Below are 26,252 nucleotides of genomic sequence, written 5' to 3'. Positions count from 1 at the left end.
AGCCTTCCTCAGCTCAGTGCCCGACCGCCATCCACTGGGATGACCGCGCCGGTGGTAAATGTCAGATGGCAGGCCAGGGCCAACACCGCCTGGGCGACCTCTTCGGGCAAGGCCAGGCGACCCAACGGGGTACGTGCGGCTTGCTCGTCACGCCAGCCCTGGGCCAGGCCCTGGACGAACTCCGTATCGGCCAACCCCGGCGCCACCGACACCACCCTTACCTGAGGCGCCAGGGCACGGGCCAGGGACTGGGTCAGGTTGTCCACCGCCGCCTTGCTCGCGCAGTAGGCAATATTGCTGCCCATGGCCGTACGCGCGGCAATCGAGCTGATGTTCACCACCAGCCCATCGCCGCCGGCCTTGAGCAGCGGTGCCAAGGCCCGGATACAGGCGATCGGACCGCGCACGTTGATGGCCAGGATATTGTCGATCAGCCCGTCATCCAGCCCCTCAAGGTCGGCATGCGCGACAAACCGCGTCGTGCCGGCGCAATTGACCAGAATGTCGCAACGCCCAAAGTGCCTCTGTACCTGAGTGGCCAGTCGCTCGAGCATGGCGCTGTCGGTGACAGGTGCCGCCACGGCGAGGTGGCCACCGGCAACAGTCGGCAGGTCAGTCACCAGGGTATGAGCGGCATCGCTGGAGCGGTTGTACCCCACCACTACGCTGGCACCCGCGCGGGCCAGGGCATGGCAGATCACCGCCCCCAACCCGCCGGTGGCTCCGGTAACGACGGCGACCTTGCCTTCCAGGCGGCCCATCAGGAGGCCTTCTTCAGCCGACGCACACGGATATCCGCCTGCTCCTTGTGGCCGGAGAAATGCTCCAGTGCACACAACCGCGAGCAGACTTCACCGATGGCCACGCTGGCTTCGTCTGTGAGCACCCGCTGGTAGGTATGAGTCTTGATGAACTTGCCCACCCAGAGCCCGCCGGTGTAACGCCCGGCGCCCATGGTCGGCAGCGTGTGATTGGTGCCGATCACCTTGTCGCCGTAGGACACATTGGTGCGATGCCCCAGGAACAGGCCGCCATAGTGAGTCATGCGCGCCAGGAACCAGTCCGGGTCGCGGGTCATCACCTGCACGTGTTCAGAGCAGATGCGCTCGGATTCGGCGAGCATCTCTTCGTCGCTGTCACACAAGATGATCTCGCCATAGTCGCGCCAGGCCACACTGGCCACCGGAGCAGTGTCCAGGCGCGCGAGCACCTGCTCGATGGCCGCCGGCAATTCTTCGGCAATACGGCGGCTGGTGGTCACGCAAAACGCCGGTGAAGTCGGCCCATGTTCGGCCTGGCCCAGCAGGTCGACCGCCACCAGTTCGGCATCCACCGTGTCATCGCAGATGACCATGGTTTCCGTAGGCCCGGCGAACAGGTCAATACCGACGCGACCGTACAGTTGACGCTTGGCTTCGGCCACGTAGGCATTGCCCGGACCGACGATCATGTCGACCTTCTCGATGTGCTCGGTGCCCAGGGCCATGGCAGCGACACCTTGCACGCCACCCATCACATAGATTTCATCAGCCCCCGCCATGGCCATCGCGGCGATGATCTCCGGCGACGGCTGGCCATCGAATGGCGGTGCACAGGCGATCACGCGTTTCACACCGGCCACTTTGGCGGTAAGCACGCTCATGTGCGCCGAGGCCAGCAGCGGGTACTTGCCGCCAGGGATGTAACAGCCTACCGAACTCACCGGGATGTGCTTGTGCCCGAGCACCACGCCCGGCAGGGTTTCGACCTCCACGTCGCGCATCGACAGCAACTGGATTTGGGCGAAACGACGGATCTGGGCCTGGGCGAAGGTGATGTCCTCAATGGCCTGGGGCGACAGGCTGTCTATGCACGCCTGGATCTGCTCCTGGCTCAGCCGCAGGCTCGGCGGGTTCCAGCCGTCGAACTGTTGCGAGTACTCCCGCACAGCCGCTTCGCCGCGCTGATCGATCGCATGGATAATCTGTTCGACCGTGTCGCGCACCTGGGCGTTGAGCGCCGCCTTGTGCTCCGCCGGTTTGCCTTTTTTCAGATAACGAATCATGAGCCGGTTCCTGTCTTGTTATTCGGTATTCAGCGCCAGTGGATCAGCGGTTGGCCCGCCAGTGGCGCCCGGAAAAACGGAATGCGTGTGCCCTGCAGACTGCCCAGGTACACGGTTTTCAAATCGGGCCCGCCAAACGTCAGGCTGGCCATCCATGGTGCCAGTGTGCCGTGGGCAGCCTGCATGATCTGCGGGGTGAGGGTTTTGGCGCGGTAGTGCTGGTTCAGCAACGCTGTGGCGACCGGGTTACCGTCATCAAGCAGGTTGAGTACTTCGCCATCGGGGGTCAGGGCAATCAGCTTGTCGCTCATCACCAAGGTCACCCACAGGTTGCCGAAGCTGTCGAAGGCAAAACCGTCGGGAAAGCCCTCCAGCTCCGCCGGGCCAAACACTTCACGCTCCCCTAGCGAGCCGTCGGCCTGCTGGCGCAGGCGGGAGATTCGCCGCACATTGCTTTCCACCACGTACAACCATTCTTCGTTGTCGTCGAAGCGGATTTCGTTGGTGCCGCCAAACCCTTCGGCGACGATGCGAATGCCCTGGGCGTCGATCACGCCGATGTAGCCATCCAGCACGCCGGAATTGATCGAGTCGGTCCACGGTTGCATCGTGGTCGTCACCGTGAACCAGATACGCCCCTTGCGATCCCGTAGAGGGAAGTTGGTCTTGCCCAGGGGCTTGCCGTCGAGCTGGTCAAACAGCACCTGGACATGGCCCTGGCGGTCGAGCTTCTCGATACGGTCCAGGCCCCAGTTGCAGATGATGAAGTCGCCCTGCTCCGTCAGCGCCAGGCCATTGGGCAGCGACGCGCCCTGGGACTGCACATAGCGCGATTCGAAGGACGCCGCCTGCGCCTCCACCTGCGTGGGCGCCAACAAGGTCTGCTCGCCATTGGCAGTAATATGCATCACCCCGCCACGTGCGTCGGCGGACCACAGGCTGCCGTCGGGCTGGGCGATGATGCATTCGGGGCGTTGCAGGTCGTGGCCGATGAAACCGATAGCGTCGCGGTCGACCTGCCAGCCTTTGAGCGGATTACGTTGCATGAGCATGTCCTTGGGTCATATAGGCTGGGCGACTACATCGATCATTTGTTTCATCAAACCGGCGAAGTTGGCATCCGGTGTCGGCCGCTGCTCCCACTCGCCGATCTGCACGGACCCTTGGTTGATGAATTTGCAACGCTCGTAGCGACGCAGCATGAAACCTTCGAGCACCTCGGCCAGGCTCAGCTCGGCGCCACACAGTTCACCCAGCACCACGGCATCCTCCACCGCCTGCGCGGCGCCCTGGCCCATGTGCGGCGTGGTGGCGTGCGCGGCATCGCCAATCAACAACACGCGCCCGCGGTACCAGGGGGCCGGCATCAACAGGGCTTCCAGCGGGCGATAGACCACTTGGGTGTTGTCGGTGATCTGGGCGCTCAGCTCCGGTACCAGGCCGCCGTAGCCTTCAAGGCGTCGGCGGAACTCGGCGGCCAGCGTGTCCGGGTCGAAGAACGGGTTGCCGGGTTCTTCGAACACCGACAGGATGTACAGGCTGTCTTCGGTCAATGGCGTGTAGCCAGCCTTGCCGCCCGGCTTGCCCTCAAACATGTGCGACCAGAGCAGGTCCTTGGGCCGTGGCAGGTTGTAGCGCCACACGCCCTGCCCCGTGAATTGCGGCGTGTACTGCTCGCCGAATATCGTCGTACGCACTTTGGAGTACACACCGTCGGCCCCCACCACCAGGTCATAATCACCCCGACTGCCGTCGGTGAACCCCACGCTGACGCCGTGTTCATGTTGAGAAATATCACTGAAGGTCAGGCCCAGACGCAGGTTGGCGCCACTGGCGGCCACCGCATCAAGCAATACCTGATGCAACGCGGGACGGGTCAGTCCGAGGTTCGCGGGATACTGCTCGCCGGCCAGCCGTGCACCACTGAGTTCGGCTTTTACCTCCCCCTGCTGGTTGCAGATGCGCAGGCCCTTGTAAGGGAAACCGGCGGCCACGGCCGCGTCGGCAATACCCAGTTGCGCCATGGCGCGAATGCAGTTGGCCTGGACCACGATACCCACGTGATACACCTTGGCCTGGGGGCTGATTTCGACAATATCGACCACTACGCCGGACTTGCGCAGGGCGATGGCGGCGCTGAGGCCGCCGATGCCACCGCCGACGATCAGCACATGCTTGATGGCGCTCATCAACGCACTCCTCTTGGATGCAGAGTGAAGTGGGCACACAGGCTTGGAAGCGTGAGGTGGGGCACAGGACTGCTCTCCATATTTATTGTTGTTATGGCCGGCCTCACAGGGGGCTGGCTGAACATGGGCCAACCTTACTCACCCCTCAGGTATGCCGGAAATTGTTTGTTCGGATAGGTCCCATCCATCAGATGGATAGCCCAACAGCCACCGCTATTTGCGTTTCAAATCCTTTGCCAGGCAGGTATAACAAGCCTGGATGCCCGTAAGCACAATCATAAAAAACGGAGTAACGCCATGCGCTTTCACGGTCTGGATTTGAACCTCCTCGTGGTGCTGGACATGCTGCTGGCGGAGCAGAACATCACCCGTACCGGTGAGCGCCTGCATCTCAGCCAGCCGGCCACCAGTGCGGCGTTGTCACGCCTGCGCGACTATTTCGAAGATGATTTACTGGTACAGGTCGGTCGCAGGATGGTCCGCACACCGATGGCCGAAACCCTGGCCCAGCCGATTCGTGATTTGCTGATCCAGATGCGCTCCACCTTGGAAAACCGCAGCCGATTCCAGCCGGACCTGGCACGCCGAAACTTCACGCTGATGGCGTCGGATTATGTGGGCATGGTGCTGCTGCCCGAGGTCAGTCGCAGGCTGAACACCCTGGCACCGTCATGCTCCATCGAACAGTTCCTGCCCACGGATGAGGCCGCCCTTGAGATCGAGCGTGGGCACGTGGACTTCCTGGTGCTGCCGGACAAGAACATCCTCAAGGAACACCCCTGTGTGGCGCTGTTCAGCGACGAATACGTGTGCGTGATGTGCAAGGACCATCCGGCGGCCAATGGGCCTTTGTCCATGGATGACTATAAGGCGCTGGGGCACGTGCTGGTGCGCTGGGGCGGCGAACATCGCGCCCCGATGGCTGATGAGTGGTTTGCGCGCAGTTTCGGGTTCACACGCCGTGTGGAAGTGACCACCAACACCTTCAACAGTGTGCCGCCGTTTCTGATCGGTACCCTGCGGGTCGCCACCATGCACCGTCGCCTGGCGGAGAGATGGGCGCAATACTTGCCGCTGCGGATCGTGTCCGCCCCCTGGACCGCGCCGCCGCTGACCATGTCCATGCAGTGGAACAAATACCAGCAGCTCGACCCCGGGCTGGCCTGGTTGCGCAACCTGATCATCGAGACCTCCGCCTCGATGGATCCCGATCAGGCATCGTAGGCCTGGCGGGCGGCCTCGATGACCGGGGCCTGTTGTTCGAGCCACACCAGCAGCGCCTCAAACTGGGTAACCAATGAAACGCCCAATGGCTTGAGGCTGTATTCCACCTGCGGCGGAATGGTAGCGATCACACGACGTTCGAGCATCCCGTCACGTTCCAGCGCACGCAGCTTGAGGGTGAGAATGCGCTGCGACAAGCTACCCTCCGCCATATCGTTGACCTGCCGTTGCAGTTCGGTAAAGCGCAGCGTACCGGTGTGCAGTACCAGCAACAGCAACGGGGTCCAGCGATCGCCAAGCCGAGCCAGGGATTCACGCACAGGGCCATGGGGATCATTGCCGCCGCGCAGCACCCGCGCTTTCAGATCATCCAGCGCCTGGCGCTGAATCTTGTCGACCACATGCATCGAGCCTTCACCTTTGTGCATCCCACTCTCCCTGCCAGCCCCTGGGGGGTACGTACATTCAGGTAACCGACCTACATTAAAGTGCCGTCTTCCGCCTGCCGGCCCGCTGCCCCAGTATCCGGCACAGCGGCGCCCTGCCCCCGGGCAGTACGCCGACAACAAAAACAACAGAAGCGGAAGATCCTATGAATCATTACGATATCGTCGCCATCGGCGGCGGGCACAATGGCCTCGTGGCCGCAGCCTATCTGGCCAAGGCCGGCAAAAAAGTCCTCGTGCTGGAACGCAAGGACTATGTGGGCGGTGGCGTGACAACGCGCCAGCTTAACACTCCAGGCTTCTGGCATGACGAGCACTCCAGCGTGCATATCATGATCCAGGGCAACCCCATGATCACCCGCGACGAGCTCGGTCTGTTCAGCCGGTTCGGCCTCAAGTACAACTACTCCGATGTGCCCCATGCGACCGTCTTCGAAGACGGCAGCGCACTGATCACCTACCGCGACCTGGACAAGGCCTGCGAATCCATCGCCAGCGTGTCGCCTCGCGACGCAGAGACCTATCGCAAGCTGGCGACCAAGGCCGCCGGGCTGCTACCGATGTTCCTCTCCGGTTTCTATTCACCCCCGCCGCCCATGGGGGCCATGGTCGCCATGCTTGACCAGAGCCAGGAAGGCCGCGAGATGTTCGACGCCATGCAGCGCAGTACCCTGGACATCGTCGATAACCTGTTTGAGCACGACAAGGTCAAGATCCACCTGTTGCGGGTGATCGCCGAAAACCTGCAAGCCCCGGACGAGTTGGGTACAGGTATGGGTGTGTATGTGTTCGTCGGCATCATGCACACGTACGGCGTGTCGCAACCGGTGGGTGGCAGTGGCAAGCTTTCAGAAGCCCTGGTGCGCTGCATCGAGCACCACGGCGGCGAGATCCGTTGTAACAGCGAAGTGCGCAAGGTGATCGTCGAAGACGGGCGCGCCAACGGTGTGGAGCTGGCCGACGGTGAGCGAATTCTAGCCCGAGACGCGGTGGTCGGCGCCTTGCACCCCCATGTAATCAAACGCTTCGTCGACGGGCTTGATCCTGGGGTGACCGCACGCGCCGAACGCGCCACGCTGGCCCCATTCAGCCTGTTCGTCAGCCACTACGACTTGCACCGGCAGGCCGAGTTTCATGCCGGCGCCGATGTCGGTCGCGCCACGATGCTGACCATGATGAGCTGCGACCGCCTGAGCGACATGCTCGACGACTTCGACGAGTTGCGCCGTGGGCGGGTGTCCAGGCGCAGGCTGGTGGCCGGTGGCGACGAGAGCATCAATGACCCGACCCGCGTGCCGCCAGGCAAGGGCATGTTCCACGGTATGACGTTCGCACCCTATAACCTCGCCGAAGGCGGTGCCGCGCGCTGGGACGAGTACAAGGAAGAATTCGGCGATCTGAGCCTCCAGGCGTATCGCAAGTTCGTCAAGAACCTTACGCCGGATAACATCATCGCCCGCAAGGTGTGCTCGCCGCTGGACCTGGAACGCAGTTCGCCCAACTCCATGGTCAAGGGCGATGTACACGGCGTCGCCCCCTACTTCTACCAGAGTTTCGCCCACCGCCCCACGCCCGACCTCGGCCGCTTGAGCGTACCCGGGCTGGACAACCTGTACCTGGTGGGTCCTTTCATGCACCCGGGCGGCGGCGTATTCGGTGCCGGCCGGGGCACCGCAATCAAAATATTCGATGACCTGGGCATCGATTTCGACCGTGTGACAAGGAACTGATCATGAAAATATTCGGCAGCGACAACAGCGAGCTGATGACCGTGAGCGCCATAGAGCGCAGCGGTGACGACCTGGTACTCAAGGGTAAGATTTTCGGCGCCATGCCCATGCTGGCCAGGGTGCGACCGGAAGAAGCACGTGCAGCCTTACGCCTGCTTGACATCAAGACGGCTGTGTTCCTCTTGAGCCTGCTGTTCAGGCCGGCCAGCCGCAAAGCCGGCAAGTAAGCGCCAGGGTGCTGCAGGAGAGCGGCTTGGCCACTCACCTGCAGCGCTGCATCAGTCCACTCCCAACTCCACCACCCCACGGCTCAGCCGCACCGGCCACACTCGCAAACGCTGGTGCGGTGCCTCCAGGCATTGGCCGTCGTGCAAACGGTAATGCTGCTTGTAGATCGGCGCGGCCACCACCAGGTCGCCCTTGATGCTGCCGACCAGCCCGCGTCCGATCACATTCGCGCCGGATTCAGGGTCGTGGTTGTCGATCGCGTACAGCGTCTGGTCCTGGGCGCCGGGCAGGTAGAACAGCGCGACTTGGGCGCCGTCCAGCCACACCACGACGCCGGAATTACTCACCAGGTCGGTCTCGTTGCACACGCTTTTCCAGGTGGCAAGGTTGCGCTGCGTGTTGGACTGGCTCATCAGGCAAGCTCCTCGGTGACGGCAATCAGGTTGAGTTCGGCGGCCATGATCGGCCGACGCTGGCCGCGTTCCTGGACAAAGTGGATGTCCGGGTCGGGGCGTTTATCGTTGACGAAGGTGCGGAAGCGCTTGAGTTTTTCCGGGTCCTTGAGGGCGTTGGCCCACTCGCATTCATAGCGGTCGACCACCAGTTGCATTTGCGCTTCAAGCTCGGCGCCCAGGCCCAGGCTGTCGTGCAGGATCACGTCCTTGAGGAAATCCAGGCCGCCTTCCAGGCTTTCGCGCCAGACCGAGGTGCGTTGCAACTTGTCGGCGGTGCGGATGTAGAACATCAGGAAGCGGTCGATGTACTGGATCAGCGTGGCGTCATCCAGGTCGGTGGCGAACAGTTCGGCGTGGCGTGGGCGCATGCCGCCGTTGCCGGCGATGTACAGGTTCCAGCCCTTCTCGGTGGCAATCACGCCCACGTCCTTGCTCTGCGCCTCGGCGCATTCGCGGGTGCAGCCGGACACCGCGAACTTGAGCTTGTGCGGCGAACGCAGGCCCTTGTAGCGGTCCTCGATCAGCAGCGCCATTTTCACGCTGTCCTGCACACCGTAGCGGCACCAGGTGCTGCCGACGCAGGACTTCACCGTGCGCGTGGATTTGCCGTAGGCGTGGCCGGTTTCAAACCCGGCGGCGATCAGCTCGGCCCAGATGTCCGGCAGCTCGTGCAGTTGCGCACCAAACAGGTCGATGCGCTGGCCGCCGGTGATCTTGGTGTAGAGGTCGTATTTCTTCGCCACTTCGCCAATCACGATCAACTTGTCGGCGGTGATCTCGCCGCCGGGAATACGCGGCACCACCGAGTAGGTGCCGTTCTTCTGCATGTTGGCCATGAAGGTATCGTTGGTGTCCTGCAGCGGCACCAGGGACGCGTCCATGATCGGCTGGTTCCAGCACGAGGCCAGGATCGACCCCACCGCCGGTTTGCACACGTCACAGCCGATGTGGCCACGGCCATGCTTGGCCAGCAGTTCTTCAAACGTGGTCACGCCTTCCACGCGCACCAGGGCATACAACTCCTGGCGGGTGTAGGCGAAGTGTTCGCACAGGCTCTTGTCGACGCTGACGCCACGGGCAATCAGCTCGTGCTCAAACACCTGCTTGAGCAACCCGGCACACCCACCGCAACCGGTGCAGGCCTTGGTCTGCGACTTGAGCAGGCCGAGGTCGCTGCACCCGCCGTCGATGGCCGAGCAGATCGCGCCCTTGTTGACGTTGTGGCACGAGCACACCGTGGCCGAGTCCGGCAAGGCGCCGGGGCCGAGGGTCGGTGCGCCGCTGGACGATGGCAGGATCAGGCTGGCCGGTTCGGCCGGCAGCGCGATGCTGTTCTGCATGTATTGCAGCAAGGTGTCGTAGTAGCTGTTGTCGCCGACCAGTACCGCGCCGATCACGTGTTTGCCGCTCGCATCCACCACCAGGCGCCGATAGCTGGCAGTCGCCTCATCGATGAACTGGTAGCTGCGCGCACCCGGCGTGTGGGCGTGGGCGTCGCCGATGGAGCCCACGTCCACGCCCAGCAACTTGAGCTTGGTGGACATGTCGGCGCCGACAAAGGGCTCGGCGCTGTGCTCGCATAACAGCGCGGCGACGCCACGGGCCATCTGGTAACCCGGCGCAACCAGACCGAACAGGCTGCCGTTCCAGGAAGCGCATTCGCCAATCGCGTAGATGTTGGGGTCGCAGCTCAAGCACTCGTCGTTAATCACTACGCCGCCGCGCGGGCCAATGTCCAGGCCGGCCTGGCGGGCCAGTGCATCCTGGGCGCGGATCCCGGCGGAGAACACGATCAAGTCAGTCTCAAGGAACTCGTCATTGGCAAAGTTCATGCGGTAGCGGTACTGCTCGCCGGCACTGATCGACTGGGTGGCGCGGGACAGATGCACACCGACGCCCAGCCGCTCGATCTGGGCCTTGAGGGCCAGGCCGCCAAAATCATCCAGTTGCACCGGCATCAAGCGCGGCGCGAATTCCACCACATGGGCTTCCAGGCCCAGGCTTTTCAGGGCGTTGGCGGCTTCCAGGCCGAGCAGGCCACCGCCCACCACCACACCACGGCGGGCATTGGCGGCTGCGGCACGGATGGCGTCGAGGTCTTCGAGGGTGCGATACACCAGGCGCGAGTCGCCTTCGGCGCCCTCGATCGGCGGCACGAACGGATAGGAACCGGTGGCCAGCACCAGCTTGTCGTAGCCCACGCAGCCCTGGGCGGTGATCACTTCACAGCGTTCGCGATCGATCTCCAGCACCGGTACACCCAGGTGCAGGGTGACACCCGGCGTCTGGTACAACGCGGCGTCCGACAACGCCAGGGACTCGGCATCGCGGCCGGTGAAATACTCGGAAAGATGCACGCGGTCATAGGCACGCATCGGCTCTTCGCTGAACACGTGCAACCGGTAGTGATCCAGCGCGCCGCGTTCGATCAATTGCTCCACGCAATGGTGGCCGACCATGCCATTGCCGACGACGATCAGGGTTTTCATCTGTTTGTTCATAGCAAGCACCCGACAACGTTCATCACGGTTTAAAAAGCAAAAAAAAACGCCTGAAACCTTGCGGTTCCAGGCGCCTTTGCCTGTTCTTATGCGGGATCGGATCGGCGACTGCGCCGGATCTACCGCTTTATGCCCCTGTTGTCGATCGTCGTTGACCGAGGTGGGTTGAGGGGGAGCTTGCAGGGTCTGTGCCAATTGGTCGCGAGCCTTACTGCGACGCCTTCTGGCGGCACTTATCGAGTCTGAATGCACACTTCAGCGCCTCCAACTGGTGCATCCCGCGACAAAAAAGTGCATTCCCGGATAGAAATCAAAGGGTCACGAAAAGCGGGCTTATTGTGGTGAGCGGGCTTGCCCCGCGCTGGGTGGCGAAGCCGCCCTATCACTGCCACTGCTTACTTCCTGTAAGGACTGAGGCGTCTGGGTTTAGGGCTGCTGCGCAGCCCAGCGCGGGGCAAGCCCGCTCACCACTGCAAGCCCGCTCATCACAGCAAGCCCACTCACCACAGTAACCCCGCTCACCACAACAAGCTGGCTTGCCACAATTTGCCCATGCTTAAGAAATTGGCGCGTGACTTGCTAGGAACACACACAGAGCAGTCAACGCTGATTGCCCATTCACGACAAAGGCGCTGTGCAATCCCCGTTTCCAACGGTGGGTTGCAGGGCGCTTTTTTGTTGGCGGGCAGAAAAAGTTTCGAGGGTGACGGATGGCAAACCAAAGCGTACGCAGTGTGTGTCCCTATTGTGGTGTGGGCTGCGGCATCATCATGCAGGTCGAGCACAATAAGGTGGTCAAGGTGATCGGTGACAAGGCCCACCCCACCAACTTCGGCCGCCTGTGCACCAAAGGCACCACCTGCGGGCAGGCCATCGCCGAGTCCGGGCGGATGGAAAACGCCTACCTGCGCGAGAAGCGTGACCACGACCCGGTGCGCATCGCCATGGACACCGCCATCAGCGAAACCGCCGGGCGCCTGCGCGGCATCCTCGACAGCCACGGGCCGGATGCCCTGTCCTTTTATGTGTCCGGACAAATGTCCCTGGAGGCCCAGTACCTGATCAATAAACTGGCCAAGGGCTTTGTGCGCACCCACAACGTCGAGTCCAACTCGCGCCTGTGCATGGCCAGCGCCGGCAGCGGCTACAAGCTGTCCCTCGGCGCCGACGGGCCGCCGGGCTCCTACGAAGACTTCGACCGCGCCGATCTGTTTTTCGTGATCGGCGCCAATATGGCCGACTGTCACCCGATCCTGTTCCTGCGCATGATGGACCGGGTCAAGGCCGGGGCGAAGCTGATCGTGGTCGACCCACGGCGCAGCGCCACGGCGGACAAGGCCGGCCTGTACCTGCCGATCAAACCCGGCACCGACCTCGCCCTGCTCAATGGCCTGTTGCACCTGCTGGTCAAGAACGGCCACACCGACCCGGCCTTTATTGCCGAGTTCACCGAGGGCTGGGAGGCCATGCCCGGCTTCCTCGAAGACTACCCGCCGCACACCGTCGCCGAGATCACCGGCCTGGCCGAAGCGGATATCCGCCAGGCCGCCGACTGGATAGGCGCCGCTGCCGAGTGGATGAGCTGCTGGACCATGGGCCTCAACCAAAGCACCCACGGCACCTGGAACACCAACGCCCTGTGCAACCTGCACCTGGCCACCGGCGCCATCTGCCGCCCCGGCAGCGGGCCGTTTTCCCTCACCGGCCAACCCAACGCCATGGGCGGCCGTGAGATGGGCTACATGGGCCCGGGCCTGCCGGGGCAGCGCTCGGTGCTGGTGGAAGCCGACCGCGCATTTATCGAAGACCTCTGGCAGATCCCCCCAGGCAGCCTGCCGCGCCAGGTCGGCGGCGGCACCGTGGCGCTGTTCGAGCAGATGAGCGCGGGGAAGATCAAGGCCTGCTGGATCATCTGCACCAACCCGGTGGCCAGCGCGCCCAATCGCCGCAAGGTCATCGAAGGCCTGCAAGCCGCCGAACTGGTGATCACCCAGGATGCCTTCCTCGACACCGAGACCAACCGCTACGCCGACATCCTGCTGCCCGGCGCGCTATGGGCCGAGGCCGAAGGGGTGATGATCAACTCCGAGCGCAACCTGACCCTGATGCAAAAAGCCGTCGAACCACCGGGCCAGACCTTGCCCGACTGGCAGATCATCGCCAGGGTCGCTTGCGAGATGGGCTTTGCCGCAGCCTTCACCTATGCCAGCGCCGCCGAGGTCTTCGACGAAATCAAGCGCGCCTGGAACCCCAAGACCGGCTACGACATTCGTGGCGCCAGCCATGCACGGCTGCGCGAACAACCGCTGCAATGGCCCTGCTCTTCAGAGGCTGGTGCGGAGCGCAACCCGATCCGCTACCTGAATACCGGCACGCTCAGATTCGCCACCGAAAATGGCAAAGGCCAGTTCCTCGCGCGTCCGCATATGCCGCCGGCGGAGATGCCCGACACAGCCTTCCCTTTCGTGCTCAACACCGGCCGTTTGCAGCACCAGTGGCATACCCTGACCAAGACCGGCAAGGTCGCCACCCTGAACAAACTCAACCCCGGCCCCTTCGTCGAACTGCACCCCGAAGATGCCGCCAGCCTGGGCATCCAGGACAAGGACCGCGTGGAGGTGCGCTCCTCCCGCGGGCGTGCCGTACTGCCTGCGGTGGTCACCGACCGCGTGCGGCCGGGCAACTGTTTTGCGCCTTTCCACTGGAACGATGTATTTGGCGAAAACCTGGCGATCAACGCGGTGACCAACGACGCGGTCGATCCGATTTCCCTGCAACCCGAGTTCAAGTTCTGTGCCGTCGCCCTGGCCCGGGTCGAGTTGATCGATCACCAGTTTCTCGATGGGCCGGTCTCGCAAGACCTGCCCGCCTTAGCAGAGGACCTCACCATGTCGCGCCTCGACGCCTTCGCCGATATTGCCGGCCTCCGTAACGTGCCAGCGCCGCCACTGAGCGACAGCGAGCGTACTTACCTGGCAGGTTTCCTCAGCGGTCTGCGCTCCGACGCCGGGCGCCAGGCAGCCGGTGTGCCGGTGATGCCAACCCATGCGCCGCTGACCAAGGATTCCCGACTGTGGCTGGACGGTTTGCTCGGCGGATTGTTCAGCCGCGCAGACGTCAGCGCCATCGCCGCAACGCCCTCCCCGGCCGTCACCCTGCTATGGGCCTCCCAGACCGGCAACGCCGAAGCCCTCGCCGAGCGATTCGCCAAGCGCCTGCGCGACGCCGGTATCAGCGTCGAGCTCAGCGCGATGGCGGATTTCCCGGCCAGCAAACTGGCGAGCACGCAAAACCTGGCGCTGATCAGCAGCACCTTCGGCGACGGCGACCCGCCGGACAACGGCGAAGGCTTCTGGCACAGCCTCAGCACCGCCGAGATGCGCCTGGAGTCGCTGCGTTTTGCGGTGCTGGCACTGGGCGATCCGAATTACGACCAGTTCTGCAAGCACGGCAAACGCCTTGACCAGCGCCTGCTGGAGCTGGGCGCGACCCGCCTGCTGGAGCGCGTGGATTGCGACACCGAATTCGAAGAGCGCGCCGATGCGTGGCTGGCCCGATTCCAACAGACCCTCCACCCGGCAAAGCCCGTAGCCCCGGTAACACCCGCCACACCGGCTGGCAAAACCAAGCTGCATGGCTCACGGCTGCTGCTCAACCGGCACCTGAACCCGCAGAGCACCCACAAGGAAACCCGCCAGTTCGCCCTGGACCTGACCGACTCCGGGCTGAGCTATGAAGCCGGTGATGCCCTGGGGGTCATGCCACGCAACTGCCCAGAGCTGGTCAGCGAACTGCTCGATCTGACGCGCCTGGATGCCAGTGCCTGCGTGAACATCGACACCTTCGGCGATGTACCGCTGCACCAGGCATTGACCCAGCGTTTCGAAATCGCCCGCCCCAGCAGCGACACCCTGGCCTTTATCGCCGAGCGCAGTGCCAACCCAGGCCTTAAGCGCCTGCTGAGCCCCGAGCACAAGACCGAACTGCAGGCTTGGCTGTGGGGCCGGCAACTGGTGGATGTGTTGCACGAGTACCCCATCGATTGCTCGGCGGACGAACTGCTCGGCACCCTCAAGCGCCTGCAACCACGGTTGTATTCAATCGCCTCCAGCGCCAAGGCCTACCCGCAGGAAGTGCACCTCACCGTGGCCGCCGTGCGCTATGGCAAGCGCAAGGGCGTGTCCTCGACCTTCCTCGCCGACCGCGCCGCAGACAGCGAGGTGCCGTTGTTCGTGCAGCCGTCCAAGCACTTCCGCACACCGGCCGACGGCGACGTGCCGATGATCATGATCGGCCCCGGCACCGGTGTGGCGCCGTTCCGCGCGTTTTTGCAGGAACGTCGGGCCCAGGGACACCAAGGCCGCAACTGGCTGTTCTTCGGCGAGCAGCACGCGGCCAGCGACTTCTATTACCAGGATGAACTGCAAGGCATGCAGCGCGACGGCCTGCTCACCCACCTGAGCCTGGCGTTCTCCCGCGACCAGGCGCAAAAGATCTACGTACAGGACCGCATCCACGAACAGGGGGCCGAGCTGTGGCGCTGGTTGCAGGACGGCGCCAGGCTGTATATCTGCGGGGACGCCAGCCATATGGCCAAGGACGTCGACCAGGCGTTGCGCCAGGTCGCGCAAACCCACGGCGGGCTTGGCGTTGAGGGCGCAGTGGAGTACTGGCGCCAGTTGAGCGAACAGAAGCGTTACCTGCGTGATGTCTACTGATTGGATACAGAACAATAAGCACTTTGTATTGTGTACAAAAAACCCTAAAGATTTACCGGCACCGGGCCGAAACAGCGGTGATAGCAAATCGCCGCGCTGTTTTCCTGAGCGGACGATTTGACCACCCTCTGCGCTGATGGTCGTCTCGATGAAAATAAAAAATAAGCTGGTGCTGGCATTTGTCTCTGTGGCGTTTATTCCGGTAAGCCTGGTGGCCGTGATCTCCGTGATGAACACACGGACCCAGGCGGTGGATCAGTTCATCGATGGCAGCACCCGGGAAATCCGCCAGATCGATGGCAATATCCGCCAGTTCTTCGACGGCACGCTGCAGAACGTCGATCAAATGGCCACCGATCCTGTATACACCTCCGTGGACACACTGAAGAATTACCAGCCTGCCGATGCAGCCAGCCAGCCGATGCCGGCGGCGGCGCAGGATGTGATCAACCGCTTTGCACGCTTCGGCGCCACGCACCCGGCCGCCGCGATCCTGTCCATCGGCCTGGAAGACGGTACCTACGCCAAATGGCCGGATGACCCGCAGTTGGCCAAGTACGACCCACGCACGCGCCCCTGGTACAAGGCGGCGATGGCCAGCCCCGGCAAGACCGTGCGCACGCCGGCTTACTACTACGACAAAGACGATGTGGCGCTGGTGGGCACTGCCCGGGCGCTGCTGGATAACGCCGGCAAGGCCAAGGGCGTGTTCGTGGTCAGCGTGTCGCTGAAGAACCTTACCGAACTGGTCAAGAGCATCAAGCTCGGCGAAAGCGGCTACGTGATGCTGATCGAAGACGGCGTGGTGCTGGTCGACCCGCGCGACGCCGCCCACAGTTTCAAGCCGCTCAAGGACCTGGGCGCCGCCTATGCGCACCTGGCCGAGACGTCCCAGGGTTCTACCGAGGTGGAAATCGACGGCGTGCGCTACATGGCCAACGTGTGGACCTCTCCCGGCCTGGGCTGGCGCTATATCGGCCTGATCGAGCACCGCGAAGTGATGGCCGAAGCCACGCGCATGACCTACCTCACAGCGGTCATCGTCGGCGTGCTGGTGCTGATCTTCGGCGTGCTTGCGGCGGCGTTTTCCAAGGTGATCGTCAAGCCCATCGGCCAGGTCAGCAGCGGCTTGCAGTCGATTGCCGAGGGCGAAGGCGACCTGCGCCACGCACTGCAGGTGCAGGGCAAGGATGAAACCGCTGAACTCGCCGGCTGGTTCAACAAGTTCCTTGCCGCGATTCGCCAATTGATCCAGCACATCGGTGCCGCCTCGGCCAATTTGCACAACGCCTCCCAGGTCAACAGCGAAGTGGCGCACAACATGAACGAAGCCGCCGGGCGCCAGCGCGAGGCGGTGGAACTGGTGTCCACCGCGTTCAACGAAATGGTCGCCACCGCCAACGAAGTCGCCCGCTCATGCAGCAGTGCGGCAGAGTCGGCGGAGAACGGCCATCGCCGCGTGGCCGAGGGCAAGCAGCAGATCGAAGTCACCACCGATAACGTCAACCGCCTGGGCCGCCGCTTGACCGAGTCGTCCGACGCCATGGTCGAACTCGAAGCCGGCAGCCGCAGCATCAACCAGATCATCGGCACCATCCGTGCGATTGCCGAACAGACCAACCTGCTGGCCCTCAACGCCGCCATCGAGGCCGCCCGTGCCGGTGACCAGGGCCGTGGTTTTGCCGTGGTCGCCGACGAGGTGCGCGCGTTGGCCAAGCGCACCTCCGACTCCACCGGCGAGATCGAGCACCTGCTCGGCACCCTGGAAAACAAGACCCAGGAAGTCACGCAAAAAATGGGCAGTTGCCTGGACCTGTCACGGGCCAGTGTGTCGTCCATCGAAAGCGCACGGGACAGCTTTGAAGGCATCCAGCTGTCGGTCAACGAAATCCGCGACCAGAACCTGCAAATCTCCGCCGCCGCCGAGGAACAACACAGTGTGGCCGAAGAGATCAACCGACATATCCAGCAGATCTACGACGAGGCACGCCTGGTGGAAAGCCTGGCCAACTCGGCGCAGGACGACTCGGGGCGCCTGTCGAATCTGTCGGATGAGTTGAATGGCCTGGTGGGGCGCTTCAAGTCCTGATGAATGCCGCGATCTGTTGCCACATCGCCTGCGGGTTGGAATACATCGGGAAGTGCCCGCACGTCGCAATGGGCGCCAGGCGCACACCGTTGGCCTGGATGTGCGGCAGGTAGGACAGCCCGGCGTTCTGCTCGCCGTACATGAACAGCTTCGGGCATGGCAGCCCGAGGAACTTGTCCATCAGGTCGGCGTTGTCGGAAAGCGTCACCATCGACCGGAAAATCCCGCGCACCGCACCGGCGCGGACCTTGTGGCGCAGGCTCGCTGAATACAGGGCGCTGGCATACGCCGGCGCATGGCGGGTGCGTTCGATAAAGGCACTGAAAAACGCTTCGGGATCCTGCGCCGGGTAGTCGACAATCTGGCGGCTGAGAAAGCAGTCTTCCGCTGCGATATTGCCTTCGATATCGGTGAAGCTCAGGACACGGCCAGGGAAACGGTGCGCCAGCAGCAAGGCCGTCAACCCGCCCATGGAGTGGCCGACCAGGTGGAAACGTTCGATTTGGAAGTGCTCCAGCACCTGCAAGGCGGCTTCGAGCAGGAACGGGATGCTGATTGCTCCCAGGTCGGCGCATTCACTTTCGCCACAGCCGGGCGCGTCATACGCAACAAAGGGATGCCCGTCGAAAGCCGGGTGCAGGACGATATCGGCATAGTCTTCCTTGGTGGAGCCAAAGCCGTGCAGGAACAGGATCGGCGCGTGCTCGCCGGAGCGATACAGGGCGGCGATATCCAGCGATACGCCATCTACCGTCAGCGGCAGACGGGTGTGAGTGAACGACATGGCGAGGGCTCCTTGAACACAAAGGCGGCCAATTTCAAGGGTTTCCCTACGCGTGTAAATGACCGATTGCAGAACGTTTTCATACGCCAATCGTATGAGCCTGGAATTGTGCGACCAGTTCTGTGACTAGCGGGTTTGGCCTTTGCGAGTTCCAGGCGACCGCCGTCGTCACGACGTTGAGCTTCTGGGTCAAGGCCCGCAGCACCACGTTATCCGGCGCGAGTTTTTTCAACGAAGCCGGCACCAGCGCAATGCCCTGGCCGCAGCTGACAAAGGCAATCTGCGAGGCCACCGAGCGCACCTCATGCAGCACCCGCGGCGAGAACCCGCTGGCGCGGCAGGTGGCGATCAGGTTGTCGAAATACACCGGGCTGACCTTGCGCGAAAACATCACCAAAGGCTCGCTGGCCAGGCTCGCCAGGCTGATGCGCGTGCGCGACGCCAGCGGGTGATCGCTGGGCAGCGCCACCATCAGGCGGTCCTCGCGCAACGGCAGGGACTGGATCGCCGGGCCGAGGTCGCCGTCCAATCGTGCAAACGCCAGGTCGATATCCCCCGCCTCCAGCGCCGGTACCGCCTCCACGCTGTCGATCTCGCGTACCGATACGGTGAGCTGGGGGTATCGCTGCTTGAGCAGGTCGATCAAGCCAGGCAACACATCAAACATCGCCGTGGAAATCGCGCCAATGGTGAGCATGCCCGACTGCCCCGCCACCGCCTCCTCCACCGCCAGCTCCAGGCGCTCCAACTGTTCGGCGAACTTGCGCACCGCCGGCAGGATCGCCGCACCCACCGGCGTCAACTTGGCGCCCCGCCGCGAACGCTCGAACAACGTGACCTTGAGCGCCTGCTCCAGCACCTGGATCTGCTCGCTCAACGGCGGCTGCGACATGCCCAGGCGCTTGGCGGCACGGCCGAAGTTCTGTTCTTCGGCCACGGCGAGGAACAGCCAGAGGTGGCGAATAAGGCGGAAGTTGATCATGGGGATTCCATAGGCTTGACGTATGAAAGGTCAGGTTTAACGCTAATAAACCTATCATCTTTGGATAAGCCATATGGCGCAAGCACAGCCCCACATTTTTAATCCGCTACGTACGTAGGAAGGACGGTGGGTGAATCCATCCAGTCCAGAAAAGCCCGAAGCCGCGCGGTGAAGTTTTCCATCGTGGCGCCAGGGTTCCTGGCCTCAAAGAGAAAGAACGCAAGGTGAGTGACCCGCTGCGGATACCCCCGGACGAACATCGCCACATGCTCTTCGAGGGTGCGGGGCCATGTCGACGCATCTTCCGAAAGCAATACATGGGTGGACCTGATCAGCTTGCGTGAAGCCTCGCGCTGCAAGCGAAGTCGCTGCACCTCGGTGTCGGCGCACGCGATGCGCGTGAGGTACGTGCTCAATACGGCGTGAAAATCACCATTTACCGCCAGCGCGATGTCACGGGATGGCCGAAACCGTTCGAAATGCACTGACAGATCATTGCCCCACAGGCAGCGGCACTGGTGTTTGAGCCAGAAGCCCCACCTGTTGCGGTTTTCCGCCGCCAGTACTTGCGCGCGGTGGCCGATATCGAAATCCACCTTGGTGACAAGGGGGTGCCGCTGCTCCAGCGCACGTCGGACTGCCTCCAGCCGGGCCAATAGCTCCGCGGTTGCCGGCTCGCGCAGCACCAAGGTGAGGTCGAGGTCGGAAACGCCGGGAGTGGCATCGCCCCTTGCGACACTGCCGTAGAGATAGAGGCCGTCCAGGCCCAGGTCGTCCCTCGAGAGCGACGCGCAGACGTCCGCCAGCAACGGCTGGTATTCAAGCTGCACGGCGGTGTCGGGGACGGTGAGGATAAAACCGTCCGCGTCGATGCCCGCAGAAGGCGTACTCATGGGCGATGCACCTCGATCACCAGCCCTTCCGCCTCGCTCGGCACGCAGAAATGCCGGGTGATCAGGTCGAACTCGGCATCCGTTGCCGCGAAATCATGATCGCCCCGGGCATTGCGCGCATGCAGCCTTGCGCGGCAGGTGGCGTCGTCCAGCTCGAGGTAATGCAGGCGGTGCGGCACCTTGGCGGCCTGCGCCAACCCCAGCAGCCATTCGCGATTGGCCAGGGTATTGGCGGGAAAATCCAGCACCACGTTGACGCCGGACTCAAGCAGGTTGATCACCAACGGGCCCAACGCCCCGCGAATACGCTGGGCACAGCGCAGGTAGTCGGCGATCGAGAGGATTTCACCGGGGTACAACTGGGCGAGCCAGGTGTCTTCGCTGAGCAGGATGGCGGCGTGTTCGGCCACCAGGGTCTTGGCCAGTGTTGACTTGCCCGAGGCGATCTTGCCGCACAGCAGGTGCAGGGTTGGCATGGGGACGGCTCCTTATGTGAAGCCTTGAGCATGCCAGCTTTCAGGCTGGTTCTTAATATTTCGACACGAATTATGCTGAACTATCTGATACGTAAGGCGTTCATTTTCTATGCGCAGCCCCGACCAGGGGCGTTGTACAACAAGGAGCCGCCTTACCATGACAACCCTTCCCGCCTACCGATACACGCCGGGGCCGCTGCATGCGACCTTGCTGGCCGGCACCGTGCCGCTGTTTCTTGGTGCCTTGCTCAGCGACATTGCCTACACCCAGACCTACCAGATCCAATGGGCCAACTTTGCGTCCTGGTTGATTGCCGGTGCTCTGGTGTTCTGTGGGTTCGCGTTCCTGTTTGCGCTGGTCAACCTGCTTCGCGCCGAGCGCAAGGCGGGGCAACCCACGCGGTATGTCCTGCTGCTGTTAGCCACCTGGGTATTAGGGCTGGTCAATGCCTTTCAACATGCCAAGGATGCCTACGCCTCAATGCCTGCCGGGCTGATCATGTCGGCCGTCGTCTTGCTGCTGACACTGGCGGCCACCTGGACCGGCCTGCGCTCGGGAGGTGCCAAATGAAAACGTCCCACACACTGAGCGTATTGAGCGCCGCGCTGTTGCTGAGCGCCTGCGGCGGCGAAGGTGACAAGACCCAGGCCCGTGGCCCCGACCCCACGTTGCCGGAGCAACAAAGCAGCCTGTTGCCGAGCATGAAGATCGCCGAGCCCACCCCCTGGGGCGATCAGAAACCCAAGGTGCCCGAAGGCTACAGCGTCACGGCCATCGCCACCGACCTGGCCATCCCGCGCCAGACGTTGGTGCTGCCCAACGGTGACATCCTGATCGCCGAAGGCCGTGGCGGCAGTGCGGCCAAGCTCAAGCCCAAGGATGTGATCGCCAGCGTGATCAAGGCCCAGGGCAACACCAAGGTAAAAGGCGGTAACCGCCTGACGCTTCTGCGCGATGCCGACGGTGACGGCACCTATGAGTTGAAGACGGTGTTCGCCGACAACCTCAACGCGCCCTACGGCCTGGCGTTTGCCGATGGCAAGCTCTACGTGGCCAACCAGGATGCGCTGGTGCGCTTCGACTACACCGATGGCCAGACCAAGGCCAGCGGCGCACCGGTGAAAGTCACCGACCTGCCGGCGCAGATCAACCATCACTGGACCAAATCCCTGGCGGTGAGTGCCGATGGACGCCAGTTGTATGTGGGGATCGGCTCCAACAGCAACGTGACCGAACGTGGCATGGAAGTGGAAATCGACCGCGCCATGGTCTGGCAGATCGACGCCGCCACCGGCGCGCACAAACCATACGCCACCGGCCTGCGCAACCCCACGGCGCTGACCATCCAACCCGACTCCGGGCAACTGTGGACGGTGGTCAACGAGCGCGACGAACTCGGCCCCGACCTGGTGCCCGACTACCTGACGTCGGTGAAAGAAGGTGCGTTCTACGGCTGGCCCTACAGCTATTGGGGCCAGAACGTCGACCCGCGCGCGCAACCGCAGAACCCGGCCAAAGTCGCCGCCGCGCTCAAGCCCGACTACAGCCTGGGCTCCCACGTGGCCGCACTCGGCGTGGACTTTTCCATCCCGGCCATGGGCGAGCAATTTGCCGACGGCGTATTCGTCGGCGAGCACGGCAGCTGGAACCGCGACAACCCGGTGGGCTACAAGGTGATCTTCGTGCCGTTCAGCAATGGCAAGCCATCGGGTGAGCCGATTGATTTCGCCACCGGCTTTCGCGGTGACGACGGCAAGACCCGTGGGCGCCCGGTGGGGGTGACGGTGGACCCGAAAGGCGCGCTGATCATCGCCGACGACCTGGCCAATACCGTGTGGCGGGTGACGCGCAAGCCATAGCGGCATATGACAGGGGCGGCGGCGCCCCTGTCAGCCTTCATCCTGCAATTGCACCTCCAGCCAGTCGAGCAACGCCATGACTTCAGCGCGGATGCCCTCTCCCTGCTGCCGATAAATCGATAGAGCCTGGGGCAAATGCACACTCTCGGCACAGGGCCTTACCAGCGCCCCGCTGTCAATCAACCGGCTCCCATGGCGCCGACTGGCAGCCCCCCTGGCATGCCTCACGACGAGCCTCGTGCTGTCGAACATCAGCAGTTTTCATCAACCTGCATTGGATACAAGCGCCTGGTTCGCGGGGCTGGCTTTGTCCCTGCGTGCGGTCGCCCTTTGGTTGTGGTTCAGCGTGATCAACCAACGGCAACTGACGCACCTCGCGGCGCAGGCAACCGGCCTCTGGACCGCACTGATGATGGGGGGCGCCGGTGTCGCCACGCTGTGCCTGCTGCCGTTCATCCAGGCACTTGGCTTGTTCACGCTGCCGACGCTCGGCTTCGGCCTTTCCCAAGCGGGCCCGCTCTATGCCTGGGCCCTGATCATTGCGGTAATGTCGACCCTCGTCGGCGCCTGGGCCTGGGCGCGGTGCTGATCGGCGTGGCCATGGCGATTCGAATCATATTGACGAGCCCACAGGCGACGGCCAAGCCTGGGATGACCATGATCGGCGATCATAGCCGTTGACATGCTTGCCTGAAGCAACAATATAATTGCCTCAGGCAACCATTCGAGCATCCACCATGTCCACCCCTCTGCTTGTGGAACGCGCCGGCATCGTGCGCGGCTTCAATCGCTTCTACACCCACCAGATCGGCGTGCTGCAGGAACACCTGCTGCACAGCGACTATTCCCTGACTGAAATTCGGGTGATGTACGAGCTGTCCTCCCGTGGCGACCTCACCAGCGCCGACCTGTGCCAGATGCTCAGCCTCGACGCGGGTTACCTGAGCCGCCTGACCAGTGGCTTCGAAAAAAACGGCCTGATCCAGAAAGTCCGCTGCGCCACCGATGCGCGCGCGGTGCAATTGCACCTCACCGATCTCGGTCGCGCGGTCCTGGCGCCCCTGGAACAGCAGACCCAGGATGAAGTCATCGCCCTGCTCGAGAGCCTGCCCGAACCTCAGCAGCATCAATTGACCGACGCCATGCAACGCATCCAGGCCCTGTTGCAAGGCCGCCCGTCGAGCTACCTGCTGCGTGATCCACGCCCCGGGGATATGGGCCTGGTGGTGCAGCAGCAAGCGGCGCTGTATGCCCGCGAATACCACTGGAACTGGGAGTTTGAAGCGCTGGTGGCGGAGATCGTCGCCAAGTACCTGCGCGAGTTCGACCCGGCGCGGGAGCGGTGCTGGATCGCGGAGAAGGATGGTGAGGTGGTGGGTTCGGTGTTCGTCGTGCGCCATGACGATACAACCGCCAAGCTGCGCATGCTCTACGTGGATGCGAGTGCGCGGGGCCTGGGCATCGGCCAGCGCCTGGTGGACGAATGCCTGCGCTTTGCCCGCGATGCCGGCTACACCCGCATGATGCTGTGGACCATGAGCGCCCTGACCGATGCGCGCAAGCTCTACCAGAAAGCCGGTTTCGAGTTGGTGGAAGAAGAGCCCACCTTGAGTTTCGGCAAGCAGCTGGTCAGCCAGACCTGGGCGCGCGCGTTGTAGAAAAGACGTTTGAAGGAATGGGTCTCGACACAACGTTATGGGTGATTCGACGGACCTGTGGCGAGCGGGCTTGTCCCGCGTCGGGCTGCGCAGCAGCCCCTAAACCAGGCGCAGCGGAGTGCCTGATACAACGCATCCGTCTTTATTAGGGGCGCTTCGCACCCCAACGCGGGCGGTGCGACGATTCGACAAGCCCGCTCACCACAGAGGTAGCGGGTCTGGGTTTACAGGTCAGTGATTTCCTTGTGGCGCGGCACCAGGGTCTTCATCACGCTCCACGCCACCAGGTACGCCAGCGCACAGATCGCGAACATGATCATGTAGCCGGTGTGGATGTCATTGATGGATTTGTAGTAGTCGAACACCCAGCCGCCGATCTTGGTCATCACCACACCGCCGATGCCGCCGGCCATGCCGCCGATACCGACCACCGAGGCCACGGTTTTCTGCGGAAACATGTCAGACACGGTGGTGAAGATGTTGCACGACCACGCCTGGTGCGCCGAGGCGCCGACGCCGATCAGCAATACCGGGACCCAGAAGCTGATATAGCCCAACGGTTGCGCCAGCAACACCACCAACGGGAACAGCGCGATCACCAGCATGGCTTTCATGCGGCCGTCGTAGGGGGCATCGCCACGGGCCATGAAGTAGCTGGGGAACCAGCCGCCGCCGATGCTGCCGACCATGGTCATGCTGTACAGCACGGCCAGCGGCATGACGATATCGGCGCCTTTCATGCCGTATTGCGCCGACAGGTAGGTGGGCAGCCAGAACAGGAAGAACCACCACACGCCATCGGTCATGAACTTGCCGAAGGCAAACGCCCAGGTCTGGCGGTAGGTGAGCAACTTGAACCACGAGACTTTTTTCTGTACCGCGCCTGCAACCGGCGGGATAGAGGGCTGCTGCGCCTGGTCGCTGCGGATATAGGCCAGCTCTTCGGCCGACAGGCGTTTTTGCTGCTCCGGCTTCTCATACACCGCCGCCCATACCGCCACCCACACAAAGCCCAGCATGCCGATGACCATAAAGGCCGCTTCCCAGCCCCACATCCCGGCGATCAGGGGCACACAGATCGGCGCCAGGATCGCGCCGACGTTGGCGCCGGAGTTGAAGATCCCGGTGGCCAGCGAGCGTTCTTTCTTGGGGAAATATTCGGCGGTGGCCTTGATCGCAATCGGGAAGTTACCCGCCTCGCCAATCGCCAGCACGGCCCGGGACAGCATGAAACCGGCGATGGACACCGGGATCACTGCCAGGCCGAGCGCACCGCTGACCGCCGCGATGCCCTCGCCCATCGGCACCGAAAACGCATGCATGATGGCACCGGTGGACCAGACCGCAATCGCGATCACGTACGCCGCCTTGGTGCCGATCTTGTCGACGAACCGCCCGGCGAACAGCATGGAGATCGCATACACAAACTGGAACACCGCCGCGATATTGGCGTAATCGGTGTTGCTCCAGCCAAATTGCGTCGACAACTGCGGCGCGAGCAGGCTGAGCACCTGGCGGTCGAGGTAGTTGACGGTGGTCGCGAAAAACAACATCGCGCAGATGGTCCAGCGATAGTTGCCTACAGCTTGGCCAACGCGCTGGGCGTTGATGGGCTCGATCAAGTTCATGGCATCACTTTTTATTTTTGTTAGGTAGGACATATGTAACGTCATATGTCGTCGTACAACTGTGGCTTTTATATCGGGCTACCTACCCGCTGTCAATCTGAAAGATTATGGCTTTTGCGGGCTATCTCACGGGTGTGAAAAGTGTCAGGCGCGGCTAGGTTGTAGGACGACAAGCGCGCATGACCGTGGCGAACAGGCTTTTTGTGGTGAGCGGGCTTGCCCCGTGCCGGGCTGCGAAGCGGCCCGAAAACCAGGCACTGCGGTTTGTCTGATGGAACACAGTGATCTTGATTGGGGCCGCTTCGCAGCCCAGCGCGGGGCAAGCCCGCCCACCACAGAATGCCGGA

21 protein-coding genes and 1 pseudogene are annotated in these 26,252 nt (G+C 62.9%); 10 read left to right on the top strand and 12 right to left on the bottom strand.

The window, feature by feature from the left end; all coding sequences use genetic code 11:
• Positions 1-8: 8 nt before the first annotated feature.
• Genes BB029_RS30455 through BB029_RS30440 form a run of 4 tightly spaced genes read right to left on the bottom strand, consistent with a single transcriptional unit; the run spans position 9 to position 4,233 of the window.
• Positions 9-761: an SDR family NAD(P)-dependent oxidoreductase gene (locus tag BB029_RS30455; protein ID WP_065942099.1), complete on the bottom strand. Its 753-nt coding sequence runs from the start codon at positions 759-761 to the stop codon at positions 9-11.
• Positions 761-2,044 (bottom strand): histidinol dehydrogenase, encoded by a 1,284-nt coding sequence (gene hisD, locus BB029_RS30450; RefSeq protein ID WP_027608478.1) that lies wholly within the window; start codon positions 2,042-2,044, stop codon positions 761-763. The genes BB029_RS30455 and hisD overlap by 1 nt, the downstream gene beginning before the upstream one ends.
• Before the next feature lie 29 nt (positions 2,045-2,073).
• Positions 2,074-3,090, bottom strand: coding sequence for an SMP-30/gluconolactonase/LRE family protein (locus BB029_RS30445; protein WP_065942098.1), 1,017 nt, complete (start codon positions 3,088-3,090; stop codon positions 2,074-2,076).
• Between the two features lie 15 nt (positions 3,091-3,105).
• The gene (locus tag BB029_RS30440; protein ID WP_065942097.1) at positions 3,106-4,233 is read right to left on the bottom strand and encodes an FAD-dependent oxidoreductase; all 1,128 of its coding nucleotides are present in this window, start codon (positions 4,231-4,233) and stop codon (positions 3,106-3,108) included.
• A 297-nt stretch (positions 4,234-4,530) separates the two neighbouring features.
• Between BB029_RS30440 and BB029_RS30435 the strand changes: the two genes are divergently transcribed.
• Positions 4,531-5,457: a LysR family transcriptional regulator gene (locus tag BB029_RS30435; protein WP_065942096.1), complete on the top strand. Its 927-nt coding sequence runs from the start codon at positions 4,531-4,533 to the stop codon at positions 5,455-5,457.
• Here BB029_RS30435 and BB029_RS30430 read toward each other — a convergent pair.
• Complete coding sequence (locus BB029_RS30430) at positions 5,445-5,885, bottom strand: helix-turn-helix domain-containing protein (protein ID WP_027608482.1); 441 nt, start codon at positions 5,883-5,885, stop codon at positions 5,445-5,447. The two genes, BB029_RS30435 and BB029_RS30430, sit on opposite strands and share 13 nt — an antisense overlap.
• A gap of 164 nt (positions 5,886-6,049) precedes the next feature.
• On the opposite strand from BB029_RS30430, the gene BB029_RS30425 reads away from it, so the two are divergent.
• Positions 6,050-7,633, top strand: a complete 1,584-nt coding sequence (locus tag BB029_RS30425; protein WP_065942095.1) for an NAD(P)/FAD-dependent oxidoreductase — start codon at positions 6,050-6,052, stop codon at positions 7,631-7,633.
• Positions 7,634-7,635: 2 nt separating this feature from the next.
• Positions 7,636-7,860, top strand: a complete 225-nt coding sequence (locus tag BB029_RS30420; RefSeq protein WP_027608484.1) for a hypothetical protein — start codon at positions 7,636-7,638, stop codon at positions 7,858-7,860.
• A 51-nt stretch (positions 7,861-7,911) separates the two neighbouring features.
• Here the strand turns inward: BB029_RS30420 and nirD are convergent, their stop codons facing one another.
• Both nirD and nirB read right to left on the bottom strand, forming a co-directional pair.
• Entirely contained in the window at positions 7,912-8,274 is a 363-nt protein-coding gene (gene nirD / locus BB029_RS30415) for a nitrite reductase small subunit NirD (protein WP_065942094.1), read from the bottom strand.
• The gene (gene nirB / locus BB029_RS30410; protein ID WP_065942093.1) at positions 8,274-10,817 is read right to left on the bottom strand and encodes a nitrite reductase large subunit NirB; all 2,544 of its coding nucleotides are present in this window, start codon (positions 10,815-10,817) and stop codon (positions 8,274-8,276) included. Before nirB ends, nirD begins: the two co-directional genes overlap by 1 nt.
• 710 nt (positions 10,818-11,527) lie before the next feature.
• Between nirB and BB029_RS30405 the strand changes: the two genes are divergently transcribed.
• From BB029_RS30405 to BB029_RS34430, 3 genes and pseudogenes are all read left to right on the top strand, one after another.
• Positions 11,528-15,535 carry a bifunctional nitrate reductase/sulfite reductase flavoprotein subunit alpha gene (locus BB029_RS30405; protein ID WP_065942092.1) on the top strand — a complete coding sequence of 1,336 codons (4,008 nt, stop codon included), beginning with the start codon at positions 11,528-11,530 and terminating at the stop codon, positions 15,533-15,535.
• Between the two features lie 136 nt (positions 15,536-15,671).
• A pseudogene (locus BB029_RS34435) lies at positions 15,672-16,769 on the top strand (cache domain-containing protein); the annotation flags it as partial.
• Positions 16,770-16,856: 87 nt separating this feature from the next.
• Positions 16,857-17,624 (top strand): methyl-accepting chemotaxis protein, encoded by a 768-nt coding sequence (locus BB029_RS34430; protein WP_370737674.1) that lies wholly within the window; start codon positions 16,857-16,859, stop codon positions 17,622-17,624.
• Here the strand turns inward: BB029_RS34430 and BB029_RS30395 are convergent.
• The 4 genes from BB029_RS30395 to BB029_RS30380 all read right to left on the bottom strand — a co-directional run bounded on the left by BB029_RS30395 (position 17,614) and on the right by BB029_RS30380 (position 20,759).
• On the bottom strand, positions 17,614-18,408 hold the full coding sequence (locus BB029_RS30395) for an alpha/beta fold hydrolase (RefSeq protein ID WP_065942090.1): 795 nt from the start codon (positions 18,406-18,408) through the stop codon (positions 17,614-17,616). The two genes, BB029_RS34430 and BB029_RS30395, sit on opposite strands and share 11 nt — an antisense overlap.
• Before the next feature lie 79 nt (positions 18,409-18,487).
• Positions 18,488-19,390 carry a LysR family transcriptional regulator gene (locus BB029_RS30390; RefSeq protein ID WP_065942089.1) on the bottom strand — a complete coding sequence of 301 codons (903 nt, stop codon included), beginning with the start codon at positions 19,388-19,390 and terminating at the stop codon, positions 18,488-18,490.
• 98 nt (positions 19,391-19,488) lie between these two features.
• Positions 19,489-20,283 (bottom strand): nucleotidyltransferase domain-containing protein, encoded by a 795-nt coding sequence (locus tag BB029_RS30385; RefSeq protein ID WP_065942088.1) that lies wholly within the window; start codon positions 20,281-20,283, stop codon positions 19,489-19,491.
• Positions 20,280-20,759, bottom strand: a complete 480-nt coding sequence (locus tag BB029_RS30380; protein ID WP_065942087.1) for an ATP-binding protein — start codon at positions 20,757-20,759, stop codon at positions 20,280-20,282. Before BB029_RS30380 ends, BB029_RS30385 begins: the two co-directional genes overlap by 4 nt.
• Before the next feature lie 157 nt (positions 20,760-20,916).
• On the opposite strand from BB029_RS30380, the gene BB029_RS30375 reads away from it, so the two are divergent.
• From BB029_RS30375 to BB029_RS30355, 4 genes are all read left to right on the top strand, one after another.
• A complete protein-coding gene (locus tag BB029_RS30375) occupies positions 20,917-21,330 on the top strand; it encodes a DUF2231 domain-containing protein (RefSeq protein WP_065942086.1) in 414 nt (137 codons plus the stop codon).
• On the top strand, positions 21,327-22,619 hold the full coding sequence (locus BB029_RS30370) for a sorbosone dehydrogenase family protein (RefSeq protein ID WP_065942085.1): 1,293 nt from the start codon (positions 21,327-21,329) through the stop codon (positions 22,617-22,619). The genes BB029_RS30375 and BB029_RS30370 overlap by 4 nt, the downstream gene beginning before the upstream one ends.
• A gap of 238 nt (positions 22,620-22,857) precedes the next feature.
• Positions 22,858-23,208 carry a hypothetical protein gene (locus tag BB029_RS33130; protein ID WP_174557020.1) on the top strand — a complete coding sequence of 117 codons (351 nt, stop codon included), beginning with the start codon at positions 22,858-22,860 and terminating at the stop codon, positions 23,206-23,208.
• Between the two features lie 148 nt (positions 23,209-23,356).
• Entirely contained in the window at positions 23,357-24,277 is a 921-nt protein-coding gene (locus BB029_RS30355; RefSeq protein ID WP_065942082.1) for a helix-turn-helix domain-containing GNAT family N-acetyltransferase, read from the top strand.
• Between the two features lie 224 nt (positions 24,278-24,501).
• Here the strand turns inward: BB029_RS30355 and BB029_RS30350 are convergent, their stop codons facing one another.
• Positions 24,502-25,905 (bottom strand): MFS transporter, encoded by a 1,404-nt coding sequence (locus BB029_RS30350; RefSeq protein ID WP_065942081.1) that lies wholly within the window; start codon positions 25,903-25,905, stop codon positions 24,502-24,504.
• Positions 25,906-26,252: the final 347 nt, after the last annotated feature.

The organism is Pseudomonas sp. S3E12 (assembly GCF_001702295.1).
Classification (GTDB): Bacteria; Pseudomonadota; Gammaproteobacteria; order Pseudomonadales; family Pseudomonadaceae; genus Aquipseudomonas; species Aquipseudomonas marginalis.
This window is presented reverse-complemented; position numbering and strand designations above follow the sequence as displayed.